We start from the raw sequence: 26,054 nt of genomic DNA on the forward strand, positions 1-26,054 counted from the left end.
GCCCGGCCCATCTCAGTCGCCCGGCAGGACGCTGCTCAGAACCTGCCGCGCCGTTTCCTTGATGACCGAACCTTCCTCGGGATCGCGCTTGATCAGCATGGACATGAAGTTCCGCATCTGCTCGAAGCTGATGTGAGGCGGCAGCGGCGGCACCTCCGGATCGGTCTTGACCTCGAGCACCACCGGCTGGCGGGCGGCAAGCGCCCGGTCCCAGGCAGGCCCGACCTCGTCCGGCTTGTCGACAAAAATGCCCTCGAAGCCGATCATCTCGGCGAAGCGATGATAAGGCACGTCCGGGATCTGCTGGGTCGCGAGGAATTTCGGATTGCCTTCCATGACCCGCTGCTCCCAGGTGACCTGGTTCAGGTCCTGGTTGTTGAGCACCATGACGATGAAGCGTGGATCGGACCACTTCTCCCAGTATTTGCGGACAGTGATGAGTTCGGCCATGTTGTTCATCTGCATGGCACCATCACCCACCATCGCGATGACCGGGCGGTCCGGGTGGGCGAATTTTGCTGCGATCGCATAGGGCACTGCGGCGCACATCGAGGCGAGCCCGCCCGACAGCGATGCCATCATCCCCCGCCGTATCTTGAGGTCGCGCGCATACCAGTTGGCGCAGCTGCCCGAATCGCTGGTCAGGATGGCGCCATCGGGCAGGCGCGGGCTGAGCTCGAAGAAGGGAAGCTGCGGGTTGACGGGGTTCGCCTCGGCATGCGCCCGATCGTCGAGGGTCTGCCACCAGTCCGCCACCCAGCCGGCGATCTCCTCGCGCCAGTCCATGTCCTGCTTCTGCTCGAGCAAAGGCAGCAAGGCGGTTAGGGTCTCGCGGACGTCGCCCGTGAGGTTGAGCTCCATGGGATAGCGGATCGAAAGCATGCCCGGATCAATGTCGACCTGAACGCCGCGCGCCTGACCTTCCTTCGGCAGGAACTCGGAATAGGGGAAGCCCGACCCCAGCATGAGCAGTGTGTCGCAGCCCATCATCATATCGTAGCTCGGTTTTGTGCCGAGCAGGCCGATGGAGCCGGTTACCCATGGCAAATCGTCGGGCAGCACCTGCTTGCCGAGCAAGGCTTTTGCGGCTCCCGCGCCGAGCCGGTCGGCGACCGCGATCACCTCGTCGCTCGCGTGCCTGGCGCCCGCGCCGACCAGGATGGCCACCTTCTTGCCGGCGTTTAGGATGTCGGCCGCACGCTGGAGGTCATACGCGCTCGGCATGACGACGGGCGGAGACCAGCCGACGCCCGAGAACACCGCCCCATGCTTGCGCGGCGGTTCTTCCATCGGCACCTCCTGCATGTCGTTCGGGAAGACGAGCGCCGTCACACGTCGATGGCCTATGGCGATCCTGACTGCGCGATCTACCAGGTGCCGCACCTGCGCCGGGACGGTCGCAACGCCGATGAAGGAACCGGCGACGTCCTTGAACATCGAGGTTAGATCGAGTTCCTGCTGGTAGTGCGCGCCGATCGCCGTGCGGGCTTGCTGGCCCGCGATGGCGAGGACCGGCATGTGGTCCAGCCGCGCATCATAGAGCCCGGTCAGCAGGTGCGAGGCGCCCGGGCCGGAGGTCGCGATGCATACGCCGAGCTCACCCGTGAACTTGGCGTGCGCCGAGGCCATGAAGGCCGCCATCTCCTCATGCCGCACCTGGACGAATTCGAACTTGTCTTCGACGCGCTGCAACGCCCCGAGCAGCCCGTTGATGCCATCTCCCGGATACCCGAAGACCCTGCGGACGCCCCATTGATGCAGCCGCTCCCAAAGAAAATCGCCGACGGTCTGGCTCATGGCGCATGACTCCCGCTGTAATCGCTTTCCGGGGAGGAACCCCGTGGCGTACGCTGGTTTCCGACATGACCAAAAGTTGATGCGCGACCGGCCGCCATCTTCCTCGTCTTGTCGGTGCTGAACTTCAGTCCTGGAGTGGTACGGCGGGCCCCTTCGCCGCCGCCTTCCGCATCTTCCCGGCCCGCGATTTCTGGTCTTGCGCCTGCTCGCCTTCGGCCTTGCGCGGTTCAATCACCGGTACCGTCAGGCAGACGCTCTGGGTCGGGAGGACGTCGCGCCAGTTGGCGATCAACTGCTTGTAGGCCTTGCCCACTGCGCGGATCTTGCGATCGAGGTCGAACAGCCCGCGCGGATTGATGTGATCTTCGCGGAAACATAATCCGGAATCCCAGTCGACTTGGTCCGTCAGCGAGTACCAGGTGAAGCCGACGATCGGCACGCCGTCGTTCCGCACGCGCAGCACGTTCGCCCACTCCTTCCAGAGCCAGTCGACAGCTTCGGTTCCATTAGGACCCTCGTCGAGATTGGTCTCGGTATGCATGACCGGAATGCGGTAGCGATCGTAATATTGCTTTGTGATCTCGTTGTATCCGAACACCTCTCCACAGGAGCGGGTGGTGCCATCTTCACTCACGCGGTGCTCGTTGCTGATGTAATAGTCGTTTCCCAGCAGGCAGCTATGGCGCTCGTGGTTCGTTAAAAAGAAGTGATACTCGTCTCGCGTCATTCCATTGTCGAGAAGGTACTCGTACATCTCGGAATCGACGCGCTTGCCGTAATTCAGATCCAGAGACAGGAATCGCATCGAGTTCATGATCTCGGCCGGCTTGATCGCGTCCGGGCTCTCAGCGTGGAAATATTCCGAGGATTCGCTCTGGACGAAAATCGCGTCGGGCCGAATCTCCAGGATTGCGCGCATCGCCAGCACGTTCGCTTTGACGATGTGCTTTAGGGCGGTGACGAACGCCCGATCGGTGGTCAACTGCTCGTTCCAGCAACCATGCTTGGCTGAAAAGGCAGCGCAGATGAACATCTCGTTGACCGGGGTGTAGAGCTGCACCCACGGAAAACGCCGCGCGAAAGCATCCGCATAGATCCTGAACTGCTCCGCGAAATCAGGGTTCTGGAAGTTGCCGATCCAGTCCGGCACGCCGAAATGACAGAGGTCGACGATCGGCACGATGTTTCGCCGTTTCAGTTCCGCCATGGTCTCGTCGGCGAACTCCCACGCAAACTTTCCGGGCCCGATCAGCGTCCGGTAAATCGGCGGGCCGTAGCGCAGGAAGTGGATGCCCAGTTCCTCGACCAGCTCGAAATCCTCGCGCCAGCGTTCGTAGAAGCCGCAGCTCTCATACTCGTCGATGCGGGTCAGGCCGCCGTCGATTGTCGGGCAACTGTTCTCGATGCCGGTGCAGAACATGAAGCTGGCGATGACCCGCACTCCTGCTGCGCCAAAAGGCAATTGGATCGCTTGGTCCCCATCCATCTAATCGGGTGGGGGCGGCCTTCAAAGAATATCGCGTTGATGTGAACGCCCGGAACTGCGCCCACAGAAGTTGCTTTTGCTTGGACAGGGCCGGGAGGTTGGCCGCGCAGCCGAATGAACCCGATGCACCTCACTCGCTATGGAAGATCGCTCCGTACCCATCTCCCAAGGGCGCGAAACGGAGACCTGCGGGGCAACGCCACGGCTGGGGCGTCCTATGCCCGCTACGACGTGCTCGCGAAATGGGACACGCCGTCATTCGACGACCTGACCCGCAGCGTGATCGCCGCCCGGCTGGAGGAGGTGCCGCCGATATGCTTCCTGTCCCCGGATGAAGTTCGGCTTCTCGACCTCGTCCTGGCGCGCTTGCTGCCGCAGCCCGAGCGGAGCCGTCCCATTCCGATCACGCCCTGGATCGACGACATGCTGAACCGGAACCAGGGCGAGGGCTACCGGCTCGACGGATTGCCACCGCTGCGGGAGACGTGGCGAAAAGGTTTGGCAGCGCTGGCCGCGGAGGCTGCTCTTACCGGGCCGGGCGGGTTTTCCGGAATGTCGAAGACAGAGCAGGATCGTCTGCTTCGGAACGTGCAGCTTGGCGAGGTTCTCGCCGAGTGGCCGGTGCCGGCGGCCCATTTCTTCACGCACGTCCTGCTCAAGACGGCCGCGGACATCTACTATTCTTACCCCGATGCATGGAGTGAGATCGGTTTTGGCGGGCCTGCATCGCCGCGTGGTTATGTCCGCCTCGGCTTCGACGAACGGGATTCCTGGGAAGCCAAGCGAGCATGACGGCGGAGCTTCCCCGCGCACGCAACGGGCGGGCGCCGGACGTTTTCAGGCGCGACGGCTGGGTGCCGATGCGTTGCCATGCTGACCACGAGACAGTCGATTTCGCGATCGTCGGCACGGGTGCCGGCGGAGGCACTCTCGCCGCCCGGCTGGCAGAAGCGGGTTTCTCCGTCGTTGCCTTCGATGCCGGGCCGTTCTGGCGGCCGCTCGACGAGTTCGCGTCCGACGAGGCCGAACAGCAGAAGCTCTATTGGACGGACGATCGGATCACCGGCGGAGCCGATCCGATCGCGCTCGGCGGCAACAATTCGGGGCGCGGCGTCGGCGGCTCCACGATCCATTTCAGTATGATTTCGCTGCGGTGGCGGCCAGAGTGGTTCAAGGCTCGTAGCCGGCTCGGCTACGGCTTCGACTGGCCGATCTCCTATGAAGAGGTGGCACCCTATTACGAGGAAGTCGAAGAGGCACTGAAGGTCTCGGGACCGGTCAACTATCCCTGGGGCGGCAAGCGCCGACGCTACCCCTATCGCGCACATCCGGTGAATGCGGCGGGACTGGTGCTTGCGCGCGGGGCCGAACGGCTCGGCATTGAATGGTCGTCGGTGCCCCTGGCCACCGTGTCGGCGCCGCGAGGCAAGTCGCCGCCCTGCGTTTATCGCGGCTTCTGCAATTTCGGCTGTTCGACCAATGCGAAGCAGAGCGTGCTCGTCGCCTGGATCCCGCGCGCCTTGAGAGCCGGGGCCGAGATACGCGACATGGCGATGGTCGGGCGCATCACCCTGGCGCCGAACGGGCGCGTGCGCGGGCTCGAATTTCAACGAGAAGGTTCCTGGCACTTCCAGCACGCCCGCAACGTCGTCGTCGCGGGCTACGCGATCGAGACGCCGCGCCTGCTCCTCAACTCAGCTTGCCGCCAGTTCCCGCAAGGGCTCGCCAATTCCAGCGGGCTGGTCGGAACGCATCTAATGACGCATTCCGGTCCCGGCGTGTGGGCCACGTTCGAGGAGGAGGTCCGCTGGTACAAGGGTCCGCCCAACATGGCGGTCACCGAGCACTGGAACTACCACGACGAGGACAAGGACTTTCCGGGCAGCTACGCCTTCATGAGCCAAGGGCCGCTGCCGCGCGCCTGGGCCCAGATCGTGACCACCAATCGCGGCCTATGGGGCAGTGCGCTCCAACAGGAAATGCGCAAGTACAACCATATGGCTGGCCTGGTCCCGGTAGGCGAAACTGAGCCTCGTCCCGAAAACAGGGTGGAACTGGCCGAGGAAGAAGATCAGTACGGTCTTCGGATCCCCCGTGTGCTGTTCTCCTATTCGGACAATGACCGCCGCCTGATCGAGCATTCGAAACGCACCATGGCGCAGTTTCTCGAGGCGGCGGGCGGGCGCGACCTCTGGGAGAGCAAGGACACCAGCCATCTGCTGGGAGGATGCCGGATGGGCAGCGATCCGGCGACTTCGGTCGTGAATGCCGACGGCCGCAGTTGGGACGTCCCGAACCTCTGGATCTGCGACGGTTCCCTGTTTCCGACCTGCGGCGGGGTCAACCCGTCGCTCACCATCCAGGCGCTTGCCTGCCGCATCGCCGACCGGATCAAGACTCTAGCCTCACGGGGGGAATTATGAGGAAGCCTCCCGATAGTATCGCCAGCATCGAGGACCTGCGCCGGCGTGCCCATCGCCGCGTGCCAAAACCGTTCATGGAATATGTCGAGAACGGCTCATTCGCCGAGTTGACCCTGCACGCCAACCGGGCAGAGCTCGACGCCATAAGGCTGCGCGAGCGCGTGATGTTTGACGTGTCCAATCGCAAGCTCGGGACGACCATGCTCGGCGAGCCGGTAAAGATGCCGGTTGCGATCGCCCCGACCGGCATGTGCGGCGCCGTCTGGTCGAACGGCGAGATCCTGTCGTGCCGCGCGGCACAGGCGTTCGGTATTCCGTTCAGCCTGTCGAGCAACGCACTGCTCTCGCTCGAAGATGTCGCCGGGGCGGTCGACAAGCCCTTCTGGTTCCAGCTCTACATCACACGCGACCGGGGCTTCTCCGAAGAGATGATCAATCGCGCCAGGGCAGCCGGCTGCTCGGCGCTGATCCTCACCATGGACCTGCACGTGGAAGGCACGCGCTATCGCGACGTGCACAACGGGCTTGGCATCCCGCCTCGGCTCACACCCTCGAACGTATGGAGCATCATTTCGCACCCGGCCTGGGCGATTGCGATGCTACATTCGAAACGATGGAGCTTTGGCAACTATGCCGGCCGCGTGGACCCCTCCCACATCAGGGAAATGGCTGAGCTGGTGAAGGATCAGCTCGACCCGTCCTATGACCAGAAGACGGTCGAGTGGGTGCGAAAACTCTGGCCGCGCAAGCTCATCCTGAAAGGGATACTCGATCCGGAAGATGCGAGGCTGGCGATCAATGCCGGCGCGGACGCAGTGCTGGTCTCCAACCATGGCGGGCGGCAACTGGATGGCGCAGGCGCGACGGCCTCGATCCTGCCCGACATCGTCGAGGCCGTCGGCGACCGCACCGAAGTATTCGCCGACAGCGGCGTGCGTTCCGGGCTCGACGTGCTTAAATTTTTGGGCCTCGGCGCGCGGGCCTGTTTCATCGGCCGCGCCTATCTCTATGGCCTTGGCGCCTTCGGAGAGGCAGGCGTCACGAAGGCGCTTCAGCTTCTCTATGACGAGCTCGACACCGCAATGGCGCTGACCGGCATCACCGACGCCTCATCCGTGCCGCGGTCCGTCATCTTGGACGCTGGGAGACGTAAGCGACAGCATCAATCATGAGAACGTTCTACGATGCAGAGGGTACCAGCGCGCCAGTCACAGTGCACTTCGCCACTATCCATTGAAACTTCAGCCTGACCGATACGGATGTCTCGGTAGCGACGCTGACATCGGGGCGAAGGCGCGCCGGGTCGAATCCTTTCCGAACGCGCGAAGTGATGACCCAAGAGCGACGTCCGGGAACTCCGCGACGGGCGACCGCTTTGCGCCCGATGTCGGTCGTAGAGGGCGCATTTGCCGCTAGCAAAAACCAGACATTGCGTACAGTGAGGCTGTAGGTCAGGTCGCGCCTCTTCTCGACATTCTCCGTCGAGCCTTTACTGACTCGCATGCCGGTTATATTGTTAGATCGATCCAAAAGAGGACCGATCCAATGAGCGATGGTCGCCGGTGTAGAGTGGGATGAAGCGCCCGACACTTCTCCATGTTGCCCAGAAAGCAGGCGTTTCGAGAGCGACCGCCTCGCTGGTGGTGCGCGGAAGTTCCCTCGTCAGTGCGGCCACGCGCAAGAGGGTCGAGGCGGCCATGGTCGAACTCGGCTATGTCTACAATCTCGGTGCGGCCGGGATGCGGGCGTCGCGCAGCCGCACCGTCGGCGTCATCGTTCCTGATCTCACCAATCCGTTCTTCGCGGTGCTTCTGGCCGGCATCGAGGCGGCGCTGGAGACAGCCGGCCTCGCCGTCGTCCTAGCCAATTCGAATGAGAACGTCGAAAAGCAGAACGGCTTCATCAGGCGCATGCGCGAGCACGGCGTCGATGGCTTGATCGTATGTCCGGCGGAGGGGACCGAAAAGGCGTTGGTCGAGGACGCCGCGAGATGGGGCATGCCGCTTGTACAGGCGCTCCGCTTCGTCCGGGACACGGTGAGCGACTATGCCGGAACCGATTACCGCGGTGGCATGCTGGAGGCGACGAACCACCTGATCGCCCTTGGCCACAGGCGCATCGCCTTCATCAACGGGAACCGGGAGCACTCAGGGCGGACTGATCGTTTGGAGGGCTTCCTGGCGGCGATGGATGGCGGCGGGCTCGAGCCGCTATTTGTGCTCGAACTGCAACTCACCCACCGGGCGGCGCGGGCGGCGGCGCTGGAGATCATGCACCGCCCGGATCCACCTACCGCCTTGATCTGCTTTAACGACGTGGTGGGGCTCGGCCTTCATCGGGGCCTTTGTGACCTTGGGGTGGAAATCGGCCGCGACGTCTCGCTCGTCGGTTTCGACGATGTCGCCGAAGCCGACCTTATCCGCCCGGCGCTCGCATCGGTGGCGACGGAACCTTTCAAGGTCGGCCAGAGCGCGGCCAGGCTCCTGCTGCGAAGGATCAGCGAGCCCGACGCAGAGTTCCGACACGAAATCGAACCCACCCGTTTCGTGCTGCGCAGGTCGTGCGGACCCGCGCCCTCCCAAGCTTGACCTCCGTCCGGTTTTCTCTTAGATCGATCTAAACGGGCGGCGGGGGTCGGCTCGCAAGCCACCTTCACGGGCGGCTCGGGAGGGTCCGAACTTGGGTTACGAGTTCAATTTCGCGCCAGTCTTCGCCAATTTCGACCACTTGCTGGCGGGGACATGGATGACGATCCAACTCTCCTTCGGCGCCATGCTGCTGGGAACAGTGGTCGCCATTGTCTGCGCCGTCGGCAAGACGGCGGGCCCGGCGCCCCTACGCTGGGCGGTCGACACCTATGTCGAGATCATCCGCAATACGCCCTTCCTCATCCAGATATTCTTCATCTTTTTCGCATTGCCTGCGGTCGGCATACGCATGACGCCGAATGTCGCTGCGTTGGTAGCGCTCACCGTCAACGTCGGCGCCTATGCGACCGAAATCATCCGCGCAGGGATAGAATCGATCCACAGAGGACAGGTGGAAGCCGGCATCGCGCTCGGCCTCAGGCGCGGCCAGATCTTTCGCTACATCATCATGAAGCCGGCGCTGAGGACGATCTATCCGGCACTGACCAGCCAGTTCATCTATCTGATGCTGACCTCCAGCGTCGTCTCGGTCATTTCCGCGACCGACCTCGCGGCGGCGGGCAACGACATCCAGTCCCGGACCTTCGCCGCTTTCGAAGTCTACATCGTCATCACTGCGATCTATTTCCTCCTGTCGATCGGCTTCTCAGGCCTGTTCGCGCTCGTTCAGCGTCGCGCCTTCAATTATCCGCTGAGCCGGTAGGAGAGGCGCCGTGATCCGTCCCTTCGGCATCAACGAGTTCCTGTTCATCCTTTTCGCTGTCCAGTGGACGCTGGCGCTCTCGGTCGTGGCCTTCACCGGCGGCGCCGTCGGCGGGCTGTTGATCGCGCTCGCCCGGGTCTCGAAGGTCGCGCCGCTTCGCTATGCGGCGCTCGGCTTCATCCGGCTATTCCAGGGCACGCCGCTGCTGATGCAGCTTTTCCTCGTCTTCTTCGGCCTGAACATCTTCGGCGTCGGCATTAATCCGTGGCTCGCGGCCGCCATCGCCCTAACCCTGCATGCCAGCGTCTTTCTCGGCGAGATCTGGCGAGGCTGCATCCAGGCCGTACCGGTTGGCCAGTCGGAAGCCTCCTGGGCGCTCGGACTCCGCTACTACGACCGGATGAAATCCATCGTGTTGCCGCAGGCCGCCAAGATCGCCGTGGCGCCGACGGTCGGCTTCCTCGTCCAACTTATCAAGGGCACCTCGCTCGCTTCGATCATCGGCTTCGTCGAGATGACGCGCGCCGGGCAGATCATCAACAACGCGACCTTTGACCCGTTCACCGTGTTCGGCCTCGTCGCGGCGCTCTATTTCATCCTCTGCTGGCCCTTGTCGATCCTGGCCCGTCGGATGGAACGGCGCTTTGCCGTGGCAACGCGGCGCTGAAGCGCCGACCAGATTCAACAAGGAGGGAAAGACATGAACATCTTCAAAAAGACTGCTGCGATCGCAGCCAGCATGGCGCTTCTCGCCGGGCTCGCCCTTTCGGGGGCTTCGGCCCAGACCACAGAGGAGATCAAGGCGCGTGGATCGATCAACATCGGCATGCTGGTCGACTTCCCGCCATTCGGCATTATCAACGAGCAGGGCAACCCGGACGGCTATGACGCGGATGTCGCCAAGCTGTTGGCTGAGGATCTCGGCGTCACCGCCAACATCGTGCCGGTTACCGGTCCGAACCGCATTCCGTATCTGATTTCCAATCAGGTCGATGTCCTGGTCGCATCACTCGGCATCACAGAGGAGCGCGCCAAGCAGGTCGCTTTCTCGCAGCCTTATGCCGGCATCGAAATTTTCGTCGTCGGCGACGTCAACGTCGGGGTCGACGACGCCGCCGGTCTCTCCGGTAAGAATGTCGGCGTGGCGCGCGCTTCCACGCAGGATACGGCGATTACCGAGATCGCGCCCGACGACGCCAAGATCCAGCGTTTCGATGATGACGCGGCCGCGGTCCAGGCGCTAATTTCGGGCCAGGTACCACTGATCGGCGCATCAAACACCGTCATCGCCCAGATCCAGAAAGTTGCGCCGGGCCGCTTCGAGCCGAAATTCTCGCTACGCCAGCAAAGCCAGGCGATTGCGGCTCGTCCGGGTGCGGACGAGTTCATGGCGTATATCAACGACTTCCTCACCCGCAAGAAGGAGAGCGGCGAACTGAACGCCATTCATGAGAAATGGCTCGACGCGCCATTGCCCGAATTCGTCGCCAAGACCGCGAAATAGCTTATGCAAAGCGGGGTTTCGCGATGAACGCCATCTCTGAAGCACATGGCCCGGGCGATGTCGCCCGGGCGGGCATGCCCGCCGTGCAGATGGAAGGCGTCGACAAATGGTACGACAAGTTCCACGCGCTCAAGAACATCGATCTCGAGGTGGCGCGCGGCGAAAAGATCGTCATCTGCGGGCCTTCGGGCTCGGGCAAATCAACCTTGATCCGCTGCATCAACCAGCTTGAATCGGTCCAGAAGGGGCGGATCTTCGTCGACGGGATCGAACTCACGGCCGGGCCGAAAAACGTCGAGCAGGTGCGGCGCGATGTCGGCATGGTGTTTCAGCAGTTCAACCTTTTTCCGCATATGACCGTGTTGGAGAACTGCACGCTGGCTCCCGTGAAGGTACGCGGCGCATCGAAAGCCGAAGCTGAGACGACGGCGCGCAAATATCTCGAACGCGTGCATATTCCCGAACAGGCCGAGAAATACCCTGCCCAATTGTCCGGTGGGCAGCAGCAGCGCGTCGCCATTGCCCGGGCGCTGTGCATGAACCCCAAGATCATGCTCTTTGACGAGCCGACCTCGGCGCTCGATCCGGAAATGGTCAAGGAGGTGCTGGACACCATGATCGACCTCGCCGAGGAAGGTATGACGATGCTCGTCGTCACCCATGAAATGGGCTTTGCCCGGCAGGTCGCCGACCGCGTGATCTTCATGGACAAAGGCGAGATCGTGGAGACTGGCAATCCGAAAGAGTTCTTCGCCAATCCCAGGCATGAGCGCACCCGCAACTTTCTCGGACAGATTTCCGGGCACTGACCGGTCGTGCCATTTCGAGGAAGTTCATGAGTTGAAACAAGCGATCATTTTGGTCGAGCCGATGCTCGACGAGATTGAGGCGCGCCTCGATGAATCCTATGACGTCCATCGCCTCGGCCTGGAAAGGGACCGGGCGCGCATCGAGGCGAAGCCGCAGGCGATTCGCGCCGTGGTCACGGGCGGCGGCACAGGGCTTTCGCGCGAATGGTTCGACAGGCTTGCCGCGCTCGGGCTCGTGGCGATCAACGGTGTGGGGACGGACAAGGTTGATCTGGAGCTTGCGCGGTCACGTGGCATCCATGTGTCGACAACGCCCGGCGTTCTCGCCGACGATGTTGCCGATATGGGCATGGCGCTGATCCTTGGCGTGCTGCGGCGCGTCACCGAGGGGGACCGCTTCATGCGCAGAGGCGATTGGGCTTCTGGCGGGAAGCCGGCGCTGGGCGCGAGTTTGAAGGGCAGGCGGCTCGGCATTCTCGGCCTCGGCCAGATCGGCAGAGCGCTGGGCCGGCGCGCCGAAACGTTCGGAATGCGCATCAGCTATTGGAATCGTTCCGTCTGCGATGGCCAGGAAGCTTGGAAGAAGTTCGGCTCGCCGGTCGAACTTGCCGCCGCCTGCGACGTGCTCGCCGTCTGCGTGGCCGCAACGCCGCAGACGGAAAAGATTGTGGGCCGTGACGTGCTGGCGGCGCTTGGACCGAGCGGCCTCCTCGTCAATGTCGCGCGCGGCAGCGTTGTAGACGAGGATGCGCTGATCGCGGCTTTGAAGGGCGGTGTAATCGCCGGCGCGGGACTCGATGTCTTCGTCAACGAGCCAAAAATCCGCTCAGAATTCATGGCGCTCGACAACGTGTTGCTGTCCCCGCATCAGGGCAGCGCCACGGTCGAGACGCGCCGCGCCATGGGTGAGATTGTGCTCGCGAATCTTGCGGCCTATTTCGCCGGTGCGACGCCGCCCACATCTGTGCCGTGACTAGGCGGCGCAATGATCGTCCGCCAAGCCTTCTTCGAAGGCGAGATCAACAAAGGCTGCTAAGCGGATTTTTGAGACTTCGTCGAGAGACGGCTGATGCCGATGTGGTGCCGTTTCCCCGGCGCGCGCGACGAAGCACCCATGCTGATGTCGCCCCTTTCGATCTCACAGTACCTGCCGCCGAACCAGTCTTTGTTCGACATGGTGATTTTTGACGAGGCCTCGCAGATCACAGCCTATCGCGAGGGCTCGCCTCCATGTGGCTGTGCAGGATAGAAGCGCCAAATGACGTTCCGCTTCATCCACTCCACCGACCTGCATCTTGGCAAGCGGTTCGGGCAGTTCTCCGGCGACTTGCCAGGGCGACTGCGCGAGGCGCGGCATGCGGTGATCGGCAAGCTCGCCGAGCACGCGCGGCAGAACGAGGCTACGACGGTACTGCTGGCCGGCGACACGTTCGACAGCGAGACTCCGGCACCGGAGGTGCGGCGCCAGGCGCTCGCCGAGATGCGTTACCACGCGCCGGTCCGCTGGATCATCCTCCCCGGCAACCATGACTCGCTGCAGGCAGCGCAACTCTGGTCGACCCTTCGAACCGAGGCGCCGGAAAACGTGACGTTGGCGGTCGAGGCGCAGCCGGTCGACCTCGCGCCTGGCGTGCAACTCTTGCCTGCCCCATGCACCACGCGCCGGCCCGGCCGCGACCTCACCGAATGGATGGACGGCGCGGCAACGCCCGAAGGGTCGGTTCGACTCGGTCTCGCCCATGGCGCGGTCCAGAGCTTCTCCGAGGACGGCCACGGGCTCGACGTCATCGCCCCGGACCGGGCGCGGCGCGCCGGGCTTTCCTACCTCGCGCTTGGCGACTGGCACGGCGGCGTCGAGATCGATCCGCGTACACGATACAGCGGCACGCCCGAGCCCGATCGCTTCAAGCACGACCGGCCCGGCGAGGCGCTGCTGGTTTCGCTGGAGGGACCGTCGGCGCTTCCGCAGGTGACGGCGCTGCCGACGGGCAGCTTCGCCTGGCGCACGTTGGCGCTCGAACTGCTCGACGGCGAGGATGCCGTTGCGCGAATGGAGGCGATGCTGCCCGAGGCACGGCTCAGGCGGCAGTCGCTGGTCAAAGTCATCGCCGGCGGGCGGGCGCGGTTAGAAGGCCGCACGGCGCTTGCGGCCGCGATCGAACATGTCCGGCCCGACTTCGCCTTCCTGCACTTCGACGACGAAGGTCTCGCCACCGAATGCGAGGCGGAAGACCTCGACGCGGTCGACCGCGCCGGCGCGCTGCGCGAGGCGGCCGATGAGTTGCTCGCCGAGGCCCACGACGCCGGGCGCTCAGCGCAGGAGCGCGAGATCGCGCGATTGGCGCTGGCCCGGCTCTACGCTTATGCGCAGGCGGTTGGCCAATGAAGATTTCCGCGCTGCGCTTTTTCAATGTGAAGCGCTTCGCCGGTCGCGGCATCGCGATCGAAGGCATCAGCGAAGGCGTAAACGTGCTCTGCGCCGTCAACGAGTTCGGCAAGTCGACCAGTTTCGAGGCACTACACGCGCTGTTCTTCCAGCCGCATTCGAGCACCGCCGCCGACGTGCGCAGCCTGCGTCCCTATTCGGGCGGAAATCCGCTGGTCGAGGCCGACATCGCAACGGAGGCCGGCCGCTTCCGCATCACCAAGCAGTTCTTCGGAGGCCGCTCCGCACGGGTCGTCGATCTCGCAAACGAACGGATCGTCGCTCAGGCGGACGAAGCGGAGAACTTCATCGCCGGATTGGTGCGGGATGGGACGGCCGGGCCGGCCGGCCTGCTCTGGGTGCGCCAGGGCATCACCGGCATCGAGAAGCGCAGCCGGTCCGAGGAAGATAGCGAAAAGCAGGTGCGCGCCAGCCTTCTGGAATCCGTGCAGGGCGAAGTCGAGGCCGTCACCGGCGGCCGTCGCATGGCCGAAATCATGGCTGCGACCGAGGAGGCACTCGGCCGGCTCGTCACCTCGACCGGCCGACCAAAAGCGGGAGAACGCTTCGCCGCGGCGGTCGACGAACTGAACCGGCTGGACGCTGACGAGCGGCGGCTCGATAGCGAGGTCATGGCGCTGCGCGGAGCGCTGGACAAGCGAGCATCATCTGCCAAGCGGCTTGCCGAAATCGATCGCGCTGAGGACCGCGACGAGCGGAGAAAAGAGATCGAGGCCGCGCAGGCGGCCTTCGATGCTGCCAAGAGCCAGGCCGAGGCGTTGCGTGCCGCGGAAGCGGAACTCAGGCTTGCCCGCGAGCAGCGCGACAGCGCCGACCGCGATCTCAAATCGTTTCGGGATGCGCTCCAGAAGGCGGAAGTCCTCCGGGGCAGACTTGCCGAGGCCGAGCGCCTGAGCGCGCAGGCGCTCGCCCGACGCGACGCAGCAGCGACGGCGGCTGCAAAGGCATTCGCAGACAGCGAAGCCGCGGAAACGGAGGAACAGGAAGCACGGGCTCTCCTCGCCCGCCTCGACGCTGCACTGAAGGCGCGCGAAGCCGCCGAGCGGCTGGCGGAACTGCAGCAGAGGCTGGAAGCGGCCGAGGTTGCACGCAAGGAATTGGAGGAAGGACAGGCCTCGCTCGCCCTGCTGAGGCTTCCCGAAGGCGCCGTGGCAGAGCTGGAAGCGCTCGATGTCGACATCGCCAAGCTGCGGGCAGTCGCGGAAGCCGGCCGGCCTTCCGTCGCCATCGCCTACGAGCCGCAGGCTCCGGCCGTTCGCCTCGACGGTACCCCGCTGAAGGATGGCGAACCACGCGGCTACGATGGACACGCGCAACTTTCTATCCCAGGCATAGGTATCGTTACGCTGCGATCGAACCGCTCGGCCGGGAACGACGACCGGCTAAGGCAAGCCGAGGAGCGCCGCCGCATCCAGCTTGCCTCCATGGGTGTCGAGGATCTTGCCGCCGCGCGCAAGCGCGAGGTGGAGGCGCAGCGCAAGGAAAGCGATCTGCGAGAACTCAAGGCGCGCCTGTCGTTGCTCGCGCCCGACGGGCTGCCGAAGCTGCGGGAGGAAGCGGCCGCACGGCGCGAGGCAGCCGGAGATGTTCTGGAACTGAAGGAGGATCCGGCGCAGGTCCGTAAAGCGCACGAGCAGACGGAGGCACGGCGCCAGGCGGCGCGGCAGGCCACGCGCGAAGCCGAGCCGATCCAGGCGGGCGCCGCCGATGCGGTCGTGGCTGCGCAGATCGCACTTGCCAAGCTCGAGGCCGAGCGGACGCAGATGGAGGCCGTCCTCGGGCCGGAGAATACGCGGACCGAGCGAGAACGGCAGTTGGCGGACAGGCTGGCGGGGCTGGATACCCGGCTGGCGGAGCAGCAGGCTGCCGTCGAAGGCTTTCGGGGCGAGGCCGCCGATCTCGCCTCCGCCGAGGCTACGGTGCGGCGCGTCAAATCTGTCGCGGAAGCGGCGGAGAAGGAGATCGGCAGATTGCGGGAGGAGATCGCTGGATTGACAGCCGAAATTCGCGCCCGCTCAGAGGATGCGGTCGAGGAGAAGTGGCGCGAGACTGTCGACGCGCTCACAGCGGCGAAGGCGCGGGCGGCGGCTTATGAGAAGGAGGTCGCGGTGCTGCAGCGGCTCCGCACCGCGCTGGAAACGGCACGCAGCCATGCGCGCGAAATCTATCTCCTGCCCGTGATGACCGAGCTACGGCCGCTGCTCGGGCTCCTCTTCGAGGACGTGTCGATCACCTTCGACGAGAAGACGCTGCTGCCGCACAAGATCATGCGAAACGGCCAGGAGGAAGAGGTAGAGCGACTCAGCGGCGGCATGCGCGAGCAGTTGTCCGTCCTGACGCGGCTGGCGTTTGCGCGGCTGCTGGCAAAGGACGGGAGGCCGGCGCCGGTGATCCTCGATGATGCGCTGGTCTATTCCGACGACGACCGGATCGAGAAGATGTTCGACGCCCTGCATCGTCAGGCGCGCGAGCAGCAGATAATCGTGTTCTCCTGTCGGCAGCGGGCCTTCCAGAGGCTGGGGGGAAATGTACTTCAACTGGCAGAGTGGGTCCCAGGCTGAGCCGATTGCCATACTCGCCAACACTTTCAGCATAGGTGAAGATGGCCCCTGGGTCTGATCACGATGATAGTTTGCCCGCGATGTCATCCGGCAGGGCGAAGCGAAATTCGAAGCGATTGGCGCGGCGCTGAACGTGTTTCATACGGCCCATCAACTGTCGTCCTTGTAGCACGCGAGTGTAGCAAACGCGAACCCGAAGCCGCAGTTAACTCAAGGCCTTCAGCAGTTCCAAAGAGTTAGGCTGTAAGTGGCGCGCCCGAAAGGATTCGAACCTCTGACCCCCAGATTCGTAGTCTGGTGCTCTATCCAGCTGAGCTACGGGCGCGCAGTGGCCTCAGAGAGGCCTTCGATGCGCCGGTCGGCAAGACCGGCCGCAAGCGAGACAGTTCCCTAACGAGGGAGTTTGAGAATTGCAAGCGCCGCAATGCAAAGTTTTTGATGACCAACAGGCAGCGAGCGCAACTCACACTTAGCGGGAAAAACGAGAGAACCGGCCCTCGGGCTCGGCTGGATTCCCGGAACCCTACTCAAGCCCGCCGCTTCAGGCCGCTGCGTGCGTCGTCCAGCCGCACCGGCTGATCGGGAATGGTGATCGCAAAGACGGTTCGTCCGCCACGGCTCTCGACCAACTCGAGCGAACCACCATGCGCCCGCACGAGTTCGTAGGCGATTGCCAGCCCCAGCCCGGTGCCGCCGAGACGTGCCGAGCCGCGGAATGCGGCGAACAGGTTCTCGCGAGCCTTCTTCGGCAATCCGGGTCCGGTATCGGTGACCAGGATGCGGCTGACGCTGCCCTGCCGCTCGGCGCCGATGCTGAGGCGGTTGACCGCGGCGGGTTCGCTGTCGGCGGTCATCGCCTGCACCGCGTTGCGCGCCAAATTGGAGAGGATGCGGAACAGTTGCTCAGGGTCGGCGTCGATCTCGAAGGTTGGGTCGACGGCATTGACGAACTCGACCCCAGTCTCCGGTTCGATGCCGAGCAGGCTCTGCACCTCCTCGACAACTTGCCAAAGCCGCAGCCGACGCCGTGCGGGCGGCGGTTCCTGGGTGCGGCCGTAGGCGAGCACGCCTTCGGAATAGGAGACGGCGCGGTCGAGCGCACGCACGAGCCGTGGCGCCATCGCCTGCACGGTGGGATCCTTCACTGTCCTCAGCCTGTCCGACACAAGCTGGGCAGAGGCGAGTATGTTGCGCATGTCGTGGTTGATCTTGGAGACCGCTAGGCCGAGATCGGCGAGGTGCTTCTGTTCGCCGATGGTGCGCTGCAGGCGCGTCTGCATCTCGGCCAACTCGCGCTCGGCTACGCCGATCTCGTCGCTGCGGTATTCGGGCGTGATCACCTTGCCGGGGTCGTCGGGATGTCCCGAAAAATCCAGCATGGAGCGGGTCATCGCCCGGATCGGGCGGATCATGATGCGGTCGATGGTATAGAAGACGAGGGTCGCGGTGATGAGCGAGATCAGCAGCGACAGCAGCGCGACGGTGCCGGAATAGTCCAGCATCGCCGTTCGCAGCCGTCTGTCCGGAATGATGATCTCGAATTCCTTGGTGCTGTCGCCGACCTGGCCGTAGACGCGCAGCATGCGATCGCCGCCGTGGATCAGCGTGTCCAGCGCGTCCGCCATCGCGGAGAGACGCCCTGTATTGCGAACGTCGATGTGCTCGTCCACCTGAGGCGGCATCTCGGAAGCGATGAGCAACCGCGAAACGCCCTCGTCGCGGACGGCTATGGCCTTGGCGCCGATCGCCATCAGCACCTCGTCCTGCACCTGACGCGGCAGCATCGAGGCATCCTCGGCGACCAGCACGATCGACAGCGTCGCCGCCGTGTCCAGCCGCTCGCGCAGCCAGTTCAGCCGGAAGTTTGCGATCGAGGGGAGGAAGATGAGGATCTCGGCGAGAAGCACGAAGCACACGGTGAGCACGAGCAGCTTCGCCGACAGGCCGCGGGTGAGCGGGACGGTCCTGGTGGGAAGGGCCGTTGCCTCACCGATCTCACTGCCTGCCCGGTCGCTCATGCGGCCGTCGCTCCTTGCCTGCACGCGCAGGCGGTCCGACACGCATTCCCGCGTGCACCGCAGCATGATATTCGACCGCAGCCGGTTTGCCAATTTGGCCGGAAGGACAGTGTCGGCAAGCGGGGCGGACAGAGGATGCATCGTTCCTGCCCGCCGTTGACTCGCGCTTTCCCTCAACCTATAAGCCCGCGCACGCTCGGGCCTGTCGTCCGGCGCACGGTTTTGTGCGTCCCGTTTGCCCGGCCAACGCTCCTGTTACTCGTAACAGAATGAAGAAGGGCCGCACGCCGCGGTATCAAAATAAATGAAGCGCACCTATCAACCCTCCAAGCTCGTCCGCAAGCGCCGCCATGGTTTTCGCGCACGCATGGCCACCAAGGGTGGCCGCGGTGTCATCGCCGCGCGTCGCAATCGTGGCCGCAAGCGTCTGTCCGCCTAAGCGGACGCCCGCCTTGCGGGTTGCGGGCGCCTCGCGCAGCACAGCGCCCGCTCGACTCCTCAAGCGGGAAGACTATCTTGCCGTCCGGCGCGGTGAAAAGCGCCGCGGGCGGCTTTTCCTCGTTGAGGTGCTCGATCGTGGCGACCGGGCGCCTCCGCGCGTCGGCTATACGGTGACGCGCAAAGTCGGCAATGCCGTCGTTCGCAATCGTGTGAGGCGGCGCCTTAAAGAAGCGGTGCGCGTCCATGCCGCTACTGACATGGCGGCAGGCCACGACTATGTCATCGTCGGGCGCGAGGACGTTCTGACCGCCCCTTTCGCACAGCTGGCCGAAGAATTGGGCCGCCGCATCCGCGTAAAGCGCCGAGATCCAGGTTCCGATGCAAAATAACCGCAACTTCCTTATCACCATCGCCCTGTCGGTGGTGATCCTGACGCTCTGGCAGGTGTTCTACATGAACCCCCGCATCGAGGCGCAGCGCGAGGCCACCCAGATCGAGGCGCAACGTGCCGAGGCCGAGCGCCAGGCGGCACATCCGCAGGGCGGGCAGCAGTCCGGCGCGCCGCAGGGCGCCGTCCCTGGGGTGCCCGGCACCGATGGTGCAACGGAAGCCAATCGCGAGCGGGCGCTCGCCGCCACCCAGCGCGTGACAATCGAATCGCCGCGTCTTTCCGGCTCGATCAATCTCACCGGCGCGCGCCTGGACGACCTTCGGCTCAACAACTATCACCTGACCGTCGATCCGAACTCGCCGACGATCGAGCTTCTCAATCCGCAGTCACTGCCCAACGGCTATTTCGCCGAGATCGGTTTCGTCGGCGGCGCGGATGCCGGCGCGCTGCCGAAATCCGATACGGTCTGGACGGTCGAGGGCGGGAATGTGCTCACCCCTGCGACGCCGGTGACGCTCGCCTGGACCAACGAGAAAGGGCTGACCTTCAGGCGCACCTTCAGCGTCGACGCCGACTACATGTTCACGATCTCGGATACGGTCAGCAATGGCGGCCAGGCACCGATCAGCCTGTCCAATTATGGCCTGGTCCGGCGCTTCGACAAGCCGTCGACCGCCAGCGTCTACGTGCTGCATGAAGGCCTGATCGGCGTGACTGGGGAGGAAGGTCTTCAGGAGATCAAGTACTCCAAGATCGAGGACGAGAAGCAGGTCACGCCGGGCAAGTCCACCGACGGCTGGCTCGGCATCACGGACAAGTACTGGGCGGTGACGCTGGTGCCGCCGGGCAAGCAGCCGTTCCAGCCGCGCTTCGCCTTCTTTGACGACGGCCGCCATCGCTACCAGGCCGACTTCCTGAGCGACGCCTTCACGGTCGCTCCCGGGCAGTCCGTCACCACCGAGACCATGGTGTTCGCCGGCGCCAAGGAAGTGGCCGTCGTGGACGCCTATGAGAAGGACCGCAACATCAGGCAGTTCGAACTCCTGATCGACTGGGGCTGGTTCTACTTCATCACCAAGCCGATGTTCTGGTTGATAGACAACCTGTACAAGTTGCTCGGCAATTTCGGTCTCGCCATCCTCGCCACCACCGTGCTGGTCAAGGCGGTCTTCTTCCCGCTCGCCAACAAGTCCTACAAGTCGATGGCGAACATGAAGAAGGTGCAGCCGAAGCTGCTCGAGATCCGCGAAAAATATGCGGACGACAAGCTGAAGCAGCAGCAGGCGATGATGGAGCTCTACAAAACGGAGAAGATCAATCCGATCGCCGGCTGCTGGCCGGTGCTGATCCAGATCCCGGTGTTCTTCGCGCTCTACAAGGTGCTCTACATCACCATCGAGATGCGGCATGCGCCGTTCTTCGGCTGGATCAGGGACCTTGCGGCGCCTGATCCGACGTCGCTCTTCAACCTCTTCGGCCTGCTGCCGTTCGTGGTTCCGGAGTTCCTGCATATCGGCATCTGGCCGATCATCATGGGCATCACGATGTTCCTGCAGATGCGGATGAACCCGACGCCGCCGGACCCGACCCAGCAGATGATCTTCAACTGGATGCCGCTGATCTTCACCTTCATGCTGGCCTCGTTCCCGGCCGGGCTGGTGATCTACTGGGCGTGGAACAACACGCTGTCGATTATCCAGCAGGGCGTCATCATGAAGCGGCAGGGCGCCAAGATCGAGCTGTGGGACAATCTGGCCGGCATGTTCAAACGAAAACCAACGCCCGCCGAATAGCGGTTGTCTGCGGAAGGGGAGCGATGCTCCCCTTCATCGCTTCTGGGGGACGAGATACCCGGAAGCGATCTCTCTGAAGGCCAGGCGGACCCTGGGGCGGTCTCGGGCGCAAGGAACATGCGAGCGGCCTGCCCATTGTGCGGGTATGCTCTGGAGGAGGAAGCGGGGATGAGCGGGCCCAATCCGAACATAAAGCACCCGATGCCGATGCATCCGCGCGTCGGTTTCTTGAAGCCGCTGGTCGAGGCCGAGAACGTCGAGATCGGCGAGTTCACCTATTACGACGACCCGAACGGTCCGGAGCATTTCGTCGAGAAATGCGTGCTCTACCACTATCCGTTCATAGGGGACCGGCTGGTGATCGGCCGCTTCTGCGCGCTGGGGCAGGGTGTGCAGTTCATAATGAACGGCGCCAACCACGCAATGTCCGGCTTTTCGACCTACCCGTTCAACATTTTCGGCCATGGCTGGGAAGAGGGCTTCGATCCGCAGACCTGGGCACGCGAGGTCCGTGGCGACACGATCGTAGGCCATGATGTCTGGATGGGCATGGAGACCCTTGTCATGCCGGGCGTGCGGATCGGCAGTGGCGCGATCACCGCTGCCCGCTCGGTGGTGACGCAGAACGTCCCGCCCTACGCCGTGGTGGCCGGCAATCCGGCTCGCGTGGTCAAGACGCGCGTCGATAGCGACACGGTAGCGCGATTGCTATCGATCGCCTGGTGGGATTGGCCGGCGGACAGGATCACGCGAAATCTCGATGCGATCAGGGGCGCCGATATATCCGCGCTGGAAAGGGCAGCATGATCACCGCCGACTTGGAAGCAAACGGAAAGGAACTGTTCGCTCGCCCCTGGATATTCATCCGCAGCGTACCTTCCATGGAACTGCTGCCGCCCCAGGGGCCGGTCGAGATCGCTTTTGCCGGCCGCTCCAATGTGGGCAAGTCGTCCCTGATCAATGGGCTGGTCGGCAAGAAGGGGCTCGCCCGCACCTCGAACACGCCGGGGCGAACGCAGGAACTCAACTACTTCGTGCCCGAGGGCTATTCGGGAGAGGGCGGGGACCTGCCACCGCTCGCTTTGGTCGATATGCCTGGCTACGGCTACGCCAAGGCGCCGAAGACCGAGGTTGAGCGCTGGACCAAGCTGGTGATGGACTATCTGCGCGGGCGGGTCACGCTGAAGCGCGTCTATGTGCTGATCGATGCCCGCCACGGCATCAAGAAGGTGGATGAAGAGGTGCTGACCCTGCTCGACAAGGCAGCGGTGTCCTACCAGATCGTGCTGACCAAGATCGACAAGATCAAGCCCGCGGGCGTCCCGCGGCTGATCGCAGAGACGCTGGAGAAGACGAAGAAGCGTCCCGCAGCCTTCCCGGAGATCATCGCCACGTCATCGGAAAAGGCGCTCGGGATCGACGATCTGCGCGATGCGATTGCGCTGGTCGCTTCGGAGTAGCCGCCGGAGGCGTCCGGGGCTCGGGACGAGGGTCCCGTCGGCGATGCCGCTAAGACGCCACTTAGCCTGGATTTCAGCCCCGCGCGAAAGCCGTGTTCAGGAGGCTGATCTGGTCGTTAACCGGGTTGCTGCGGTGGGAAGCGATGGCCGTGTGGATGCTGCCGGCACCGTAGATCTCCTCGTCCATCCGCCGGACGAGCTTCTGCAGGCTGAGCGAGCGATGGACGAGGGAGAGGAACGCCTCCGGGAGTTCGTCCCAGCCGGCGACACTCTCGGGGGCGGAGGCTGTGTCTAGCCGCACCTTCGCCTTCTCCACCGCCACCTGGTCACGGGTCATCTCGCCCGAATTGGCGGCGCGCTGCAGGAGCAGCCACGAGGCGATCTGCATGAGCCGGGTCGTCAGCCGCATCGACTCAGCCGCATAAAGCGTTGCCGCCATGCGCGACAGGCCGCGCGCATCTGCCCGGCCGGGACCGTCGAGATATTCCGCCGCCTGTTCGACCAGCCTCATCCCCTCATTGTAGAGAGGCTTGAAGGAATCGGAGAAAATCCGGCGTTCGGCCAGTTTGATTGTCTTGCTGCGTTCCATAGAGCGTGCCTGTCATCCCCCCGGCGAGAGAATCCCACAAGTGCGATCGCCCCCCTCCGGCACGCCGCCTTGTCGCCGATTCCTTTCCGGCTGGGAAGAAGATGCGTCGCCGCAGTTCCCGTTGCAAGCGTATGTTTAATGAAGGGTTAATAGTCGACCGAAGCAGTGGATAAAAAAAGAGCCGCTGGAAAGCGGCTCTCGAGAGTCTAACAGGGAGGCGTCAAACGAAGTGGCTCCAACCACTCAGTAAGAATCCAGATGTCTGGATGCCCCCAATTAACACCCGTAAGGCTTAATGCAGGGTTAACGGGCCGGCATATTTTTTAGCGTCGAGGCCACAGGTGTGCCATCCGGATACAGTCCGGCGCTCGAACCGGCCGGTTTGCGAATTGCCGGGATTGCGATGAAGGCGAACATCAACATGCCCGCATAGAAGCCGAGCGATCCGATGGCGACGACGGGCTCCACCGCCTCGTTTCCGCCGAGCAGGAAAAAGAGCCCGACCAGGAGCAGGATTCCGCTGACCGTCGTAAGCCAGAAATGAATCGGAGCCAGCCGCGAAGCCCGAGCGGCGGGAACCAGGTGGTAGAAGAACGCGAACACGGCCGACATCAGCCAGCCCGCAACCATCGTGTGTGCGTGGGTCGGCATCTGACCATGATCATGGGTGATCGACATATGGAGCCCGATCGCCATGCCGCAGAGGGAGTAGACGATGGCAAGGATGAAGAAATTGCGTGCAACGCCTTGCATTGCGAAGTCCCCTTCATGTTTCGATGGCCAGACACGCCGCACCGGACCGTCCGCGCGGCCTCAACCATGAGGCGGCTTTAGCCGAGGCAGCGTTTCGGGCGCATGTCGCCGGGCGCGTAACAGGAAACGGACGGTTACAGGCCAGAGCCTACCCGTTGTCGTCTCCGGGAAACTTGGCCACTGGGACGCAAGCCGGGCGCCATCTCACGCAACCACCACGATCGGCGTCTTGCCCTTGCCCGAGACGCGGTCGTAGAGGTCGATCACATCCTGGTTGATCATGCGCACGCAGCCGGAAGAGGCGGCCCTGCCGATGGAGCGCCATTCCGGCGTGCCGTGGATGCGGTAGAGCGTGTCCACCCCGTCCTTGTAGATGTAGAGCGCCCGCGCCCCCAGCGGGTTGTCCAGCCCACCGGGCTGGCCGGTGCGATACTTGGCGAGTTCAGGCCTGCGCTCGATCATTTCGGCAGGCGGCGTCCACGTCGGCCACTTCCTTGCATACTGGACCACTGCGCGGCCGGACCAGGCGAAGCCTTCCTTGCCGATGCTGACACCGTAGCGGATGGCATCGCCGTTCTCCTGGACGAGATAGAGGTGCCGCTCCTTGAGGTGGACGACGATGGTGCCTGGTTTTTCGCCAGTCGGATCGACCACGAGCCGGCGCAGATGCTTCTGCTTCAGTTCCTTCGCGGGAATGGCCGGCAGGGCGACGCCATTGTCGCTCAATGAGGCATACATGAGTTCCGGCCGGCCGAGATAGCCATAGCTCTCGGCCTCCGACCTCAGATCCGATGTGGCGGGCCGTGCGGGAGGGGAGGTGCTTGGCACTCCAGTGGCGGGCGGGCCACTTGCAACGGTGCGGCTGCACCCGCCAAGCGCCAAGGCGCCCAGGCCAACCAGCATGGAGCGCCGGGACATCGTTTGCCCGCCCAGGGTCGGAGCGGAGTTGTTCAGGGGGATAAGGGAAGCGTCTGACACGGGCGGGAAGCTACACCAGGAAAGTTTCTGGCGAGACCTCGTTCACGCCCGCTTTTCCAATCTTCATCAATCGTGGTTTATGAAAAGTGAATGGATTAACCCTTTGTTATAGATCGATTTTCGTGAAAATAGCTGATCCAAAGCGGGTGGTCGTCTTGCTGCCCGTCCGTCAACCACAGCTTTGCCTCCCGTTGGTCACAATCTCGTCCGGAGCCGCTCCTAGCTCTCCCGTGCCTTGAGCTAGGGATTCGGCCATGAAGGTTATTAGAAGAGAGCTTGGATTTTTCGGAACTGTCCTGTTCGCCATCGCCCCACTGCTGGCGGCGAGCCTCGCCCTCGGCCTTCTCGTCACCTGAGGAGGCGGATATGGACCGTCGTGAACGACCGAGCGGCACGGCTGCTTCGCAGACATCTGGCCCCTTTACATCGCCCCGCTGGCAGGGATTTATCCTTTCCTTTGAGGAAAGGAGACATCCATGTCGTTCGAAGCCTGGGCGGCCTTTGCCGCGGCATCAGCGGTTCTTCTGATCATTCCGGGGCCGACCATTTTGTTGGTCGTCTCCTACGCACTGGGCCAGGGCTGGCGCACGGCCCTGCCCATGGCCATCGGGGTGGCGCTGGGCGACTTCACGGCTATGACGCTCTCGATGCTGGGCATCGGTGCGCTGCTCGCCGCCTCGGCCAGCGTCTTCACCATCCTCAAGTGGATCGGCGCGGCCTATCTGGTCTATCTCGGCATAATGCTCTTCCGGGCCGGCGGGACGCTGACAGCCGAGCCGCGTAGCGATCCCGTATCAGGCGCAAAGATGTTGGCGCATGCCTGGCTGGTCACCGCGCTCAATCCCAAGAGCATCACCTTCTTCGTGGCCTTCCTGCCGCAGTTCCTCAGCCGCGATGTGGATTTCGTGACCCAGATGGTGGTCTTCGAATCGACCTTCCTCATCCTCGCCTTCGCCAATGCCTTCGGATACGCGCTGATCGCGGCGCGCGCCCGCGATCTCTTCCGCAGCCCCAGGGCGATTCGCGCATTCAACCGCACCGGCGGCACTCTTCTGGTCGGCGCCGGCATCGCTACCGTCGCGGTCCGCTCCGGCAACTGAGGCGAGGAGATAATGGCTTCGCGTCCTCCACGGTCGCGTCGCTAGCCCTCGATATTTATAGCGGGATTCGGAAGAACTATGGGAGGGGGCGTCCCGGCGGTTTCCATGCCGCCGTTTTTTGCTAGAATCTCCGGCCAGGAAGGACCACGGTCCG

The 26,054-nt window shown here is 63.7% G+C and carries 24 protein-coding genes and 1 tRNA gene; 18 read left to right on the plus strand and 7 right to left on the minus strand.

The genetic code is table 11. The annotated features are described in order from the left end of the window. Positions 1 to 12: 12 nt before the first annotated feature. Both HUI96_RS04175 and HUI96_RS04180 read right to left on the minus strand, forming a co-directional pair. Positions 13 to 1,797 carry a thiamine pyrophosphate-requiring protein gene (locus HUI96_RS04175; protein WP_188253393.1) on the minus strand — a complete coding sequence of 595 codons (1,785 nt, stop codon included), beginning with the start codon at positions 1,795 to 1,797 and terminating at the stop codon, positions 13 to 15. 124 nt (positions 1,798 to 1,921) lie between these two features. Then, positions 1,922 to 3,238 carry a family 1 glycosylhydrolase gene (locus HUI96_RS04180; RefSeq protein ID WP_425299190.1) on the minus strand — a complete coding sequence of 439 codons (1,317 nt, stop codon included), beginning with the start codon at positions 3,236 to 3,238 and terminating at the stop codon, positions 1,922 to 1,924. Between the two features lie 168 nt (positions 3,239 to 3,406). Between HUI96_RS04180 and HUI96_RS04185 the strand changes: the two genes are divergently transcribed. The 12 genes from HUI96_RS04185 (at position 3,407) to HUI96_RS04235 (ending at position 16,377) form a co-directional block, all read left to right on the plus strand. Continuing rightward, entirely contained in the window at positions 3,407 to 4,075 is a 669-nt protein-coding gene (locus HUI96_RS04185; RefSeq protein ID WP_188253394.1) for a gluconate 2-dehydrogenase subunit 3 family protein, read from the plus strand. Continuing rightward, a complete protein-coding gene (locus HUI96_RS04190; protein ID WP_188253395.1) occupies positions 4,072 to 5,706 on the plus strand; it encodes a GMC family oxidoreductase in 1,635 nt (544 codons plus the stop codon). Before HUI96_RS04185 ends, HUI96_RS04190 begins: the two co-directional genes overlap by 4 nt. Continuing rightward, on the plus strand, positions 5,703 to 6,878 hold the full coding sequence (locus HUI96_RS04195) for an alpha-hydroxy acid oxidase (RefSeq protein WP_188253396.1): 1,176 nt from the start codon (positions 5,703 to 5,705) through the stop codon (positions 6,876 to 6,878). Before HUI96_RS04190 ends, HUI96_RS04195 begins: the two co-directional genes overlap by 4 nt. A gap of 402 nt (positions 6,879 to 7,280) precedes the next feature. Next, the gene (locus HUI96_RS04200; protein WP_188253397.1) at positions 7,281 to 8,294 is read left to right on the plus strand and encodes a LacI family DNA-binding transcriptional regulator; all 1,014 of its coding nucleotides are present in this window, start codon (positions 7,281 to 7,283) and stop codon (positions 8,292 to 8,294) included. A 91-nt stretch (positions 8,295 to 8,385) separates the two neighbouring features. Next, positions 8,386 to 9,057 carry an amino acid ABC transporter permease gene (locus HUI96_RS04205; protein WP_188253398.1) on the plus strand — a complete coding sequence of 224 codons (672 nt, stop codon included), beginning with the start codon at positions 8,386 to 8,388 and terminating at the stop codon, positions 9,055 to 9,057. 10 nt (positions 9,058 to 9,067) lie between these two features. After that, positions 9,068 to 9,724, plus strand: coding sequence for an ABC transporter permease subunit (locus tag HUI96_RS04210; RefSeq protein WP_188253399.1), 657 nt, complete (start codon positions 9,068 to 9,070; stop codon positions 9,722 to 9,724). A gap of 33 nt (positions 9,725 to 9,757) precedes the next feature. After that, positions 9,758 to 10,561, plus strand: coding sequence for a transporter substrate-binding domain-containing protein (locus tag HUI96_RS04215; RefSeq protein WP_188253400.1), 804 nt, complete (start codon positions 9,758 to 9,760; stop codon positions 10,559 to 10,561). Between the two features lie 23 nt (positions 10,562 to 10,584). Next, positions 10,585 to 11,370: an amino acid ABC transporter ATP-binding protein gene (locus tag HUI96_RS04220; RefSeq protein WP_273032470.1), complete on the plus strand. Its 786-nt coding sequence runs from the start codon at positions 10,585 to 10,587 to the stop codon at positions 11,368 to 11,370. Positions 11,371 to 11,401: 31 nt separating this feature from the next. Continuing rightward, positions 11,402 to 12,343: a 2-hydroxyacid dehydrogenase gene (locus tag HUI96_RS04225; protein WP_425299191.1), complete on the plus strand. Its 942-nt coding sequence runs from the start codon at positions 11,402 to 11,404 to the stop codon at positions 12,341 to 12,343. A gap of 96 nt (positions 12,344 to 12,439) precedes the next feature. After that, positions 12,440 to 12,619 carry a hypothetical protein gene (locus HUI96_RS29055; RefSeq protein ID WP_210320035.1) on the plus strand — a complete coding sequence of 60 codons (180 nt, stop codon included), beginning with the start codon at positions 12,440 to 12,442 and terminating at the stop codon, positions 12,617 to 12,619. 9 nt (positions 12,620 to 12,628) lie between these two features. Then, positions 12,629 to 13,756 carry a metallophosphoesterase family protein gene (locus HUI96_RS04230; protein ID WP_188253401.1) on the plus strand — a complete coding sequence of 376 codons (1,128 nt, stop codon included), beginning with the start codon at positions 12,629 to 12,631 and terminating at the stop codon, positions 13,754 to 13,756. Continuing rightward, the gene (locus HUI96_RS04235) at positions 13,753 to 16,377 is read left to right on the plus strand and encodes an AAA family ATPase (protein WP_188253402.1); all 2,625 of its coding nucleotides are present in this window, start codon (positions 13,753 to 13,755) and stop codon (positions 16,375 to 16,377) included. The genes HUI96_RS04230 and HUI96_RS04235 overlap by 4 nt, the downstream gene beginning before the upstream one ends. A gap of 248 nt (positions 16,378 to 16,625) precedes the next feature. Here HUI96_RS04235 and HUI96_RS04240 read toward each other — a convergent pair. Both HUI96_RS04240 and HUI96_RS04245 read right to left on the minus strand, forming a co-directional pair. Continuing rightward, positions 16,626 to 16,702 (minus strand) — tRNA-Arg (locus HUI96_RS04240). A 202-nt stretch (positions 16,703 to 16,904) separates the two neighbouring features. Continuing rightward, a complete protein-coding gene (locus HUI96_RS04245; protein ID WP_188253403.1) occupies positions 16,905 to 18,395 on the minus strand; it encodes a sensor histidine kinase in 1,491 nt (496 codons plus the stop codon). A gap of 304 nt (positions 18,396 to 18,699) precedes the next feature. Here HUI96_RS04245 and rpmH point away from each other — a divergent pair, with 304 nt between their 5' ends. From rpmH to yihA, 5 genes are all read left to right on the plus strand, one after another. Beyond that, on the plus strand, positions 18,700 to 18,834 hold the full coding sequence (gene rpmH / locus HUI96_RS04250) for a 50S ribosomal protein L34 (RefSeq protein WP_011579721.1): 135 nt from the start codon (positions 18,700 to 18,702) through the stop codon (positions 18,832 to 18,834). A 13-nt stretch (positions 18,835 to 18,847) separates the two neighbouring features. Then, positions 18,848 to 19,225, plus strand: coding sequence for a ribonuclease P protein component (gene rnpA / locus HUI96_RS04255; protein WP_188253726.1), 378 nt, complete (start codon positions 18,848 to 18,850; stop codon positions 19,223 to 19,225). After that, positions 19,215 to 21,020: a membrane protein insertase YidC gene (gene yidC, locus HUI96_RS04260; protein WP_188253404.1), complete on the plus strand. Its 1,806-nt coding sequence runs from the start codon at positions 19,215 to 19,217 to the stop codon at positions 21,018 to 21,020. The genes rnpA and yidC overlap by 11 nt, the downstream gene beginning before the upstream one ends. A gap of 168 nt (positions 21,021 to 21,188) precedes the next feature. Next, the gene (locus HUI96_RS04265; protein WP_188253405.1) at positions 21,189 to 21,827 is read left to right on the plus strand and encodes a CatB-related O-acetyltransferase; all 639 of its coding nucleotides are present in this window, start codon (positions 21,189 to 21,191) and stop codon (positions 21,825 to 21,827) included. Continuing rightward, positions 21,824 to 22,480, plus strand: a complete 657-nt coding sequence (gene yihA / locus HUI96_RS04270) for a ribosome biogenesis GTP-binding protein YihA/YsxC (protein ID WP_188253406.1) — start codon at positions 21,824 to 21,826, stop codon at positions 22,478 to 22,480. Before HUI96_RS04265 ends, yihA begins: the two co-directional genes overlap by 4 nt. Positions 22,481 to 22,553: 73 nt before the next feature. Here yihA and HUI96_RS04275 read toward each other — a convergent pair whose 3' ends face one another. The 3 genes from HUI96_RS04275 to HUI96_RS04285 all read right to left on the minus strand — a co-directional run bounded on the left by HUI96_RS04275 (position 22,554) and on the right by HUI96_RS04285 (position 24,740). Further along, entirely contained in the window at positions 22,554 to 23,069 is a 516-nt protein-coding gene (locus HUI96_RS04275) for a DUF1465 family protein (RefSeq protein ID WP_188253407.1), read from the minus strand. Between the two features lie 303 nt (positions 23,070 to 23,372). Beyond that, positions 23,373 to 23,822 (minus strand): hypothetical protein, encoded by a 450-nt coding sequence (locus tag HUI96_RS04280; protein ID WP_237683949.1) that lies wholly within the window; start codon positions 23,820 to 23,822, stop codon positions 23,373 to 23,375. 204 nt (positions 23,823 to 24,026) lie between these two features. Further along, positions 24,027 to 24,740, minus strand: coding sequence for a L,D-transpeptidase (locus tag HUI96_RS04285; protein WP_188253408.1), 714 nt, complete (start codon positions 24,738 to 24,740; stop codon positions 24,027 to 24,029). Between the two features lie 536 nt (positions 24,741 to 25,276). Between HUI96_RS04285 and HUI96_RS04290 the strand changes: the two genes are divergently transcribed. Beyond that, the gene (locus HUI96_RS04290) at positions 25,277 to 25,900 is read left to right on the plus strand and encodes a LysE family translocator (RefSeq protein WP_188253409.1); all 624 of its coding nucleotides are present in this window, start codon (positions 25,277 to 25,279) and stop codon (positions 25,898 to 25,900) included. The last annotated feature ends 154 nt before the right edge of the window (positions 25,901 to 26,054 follow it).

This window comes from Pseudaminobacter soli (ex Zhang et al. 2022) (assembly GCF_014595955.1).
GTDB lineage: Bacteria > Pseudomonadota > Alphaproteobacteria > Rhizobiales > Rhizobiaceae > Kumtagia > Kumtagia pseudosoli.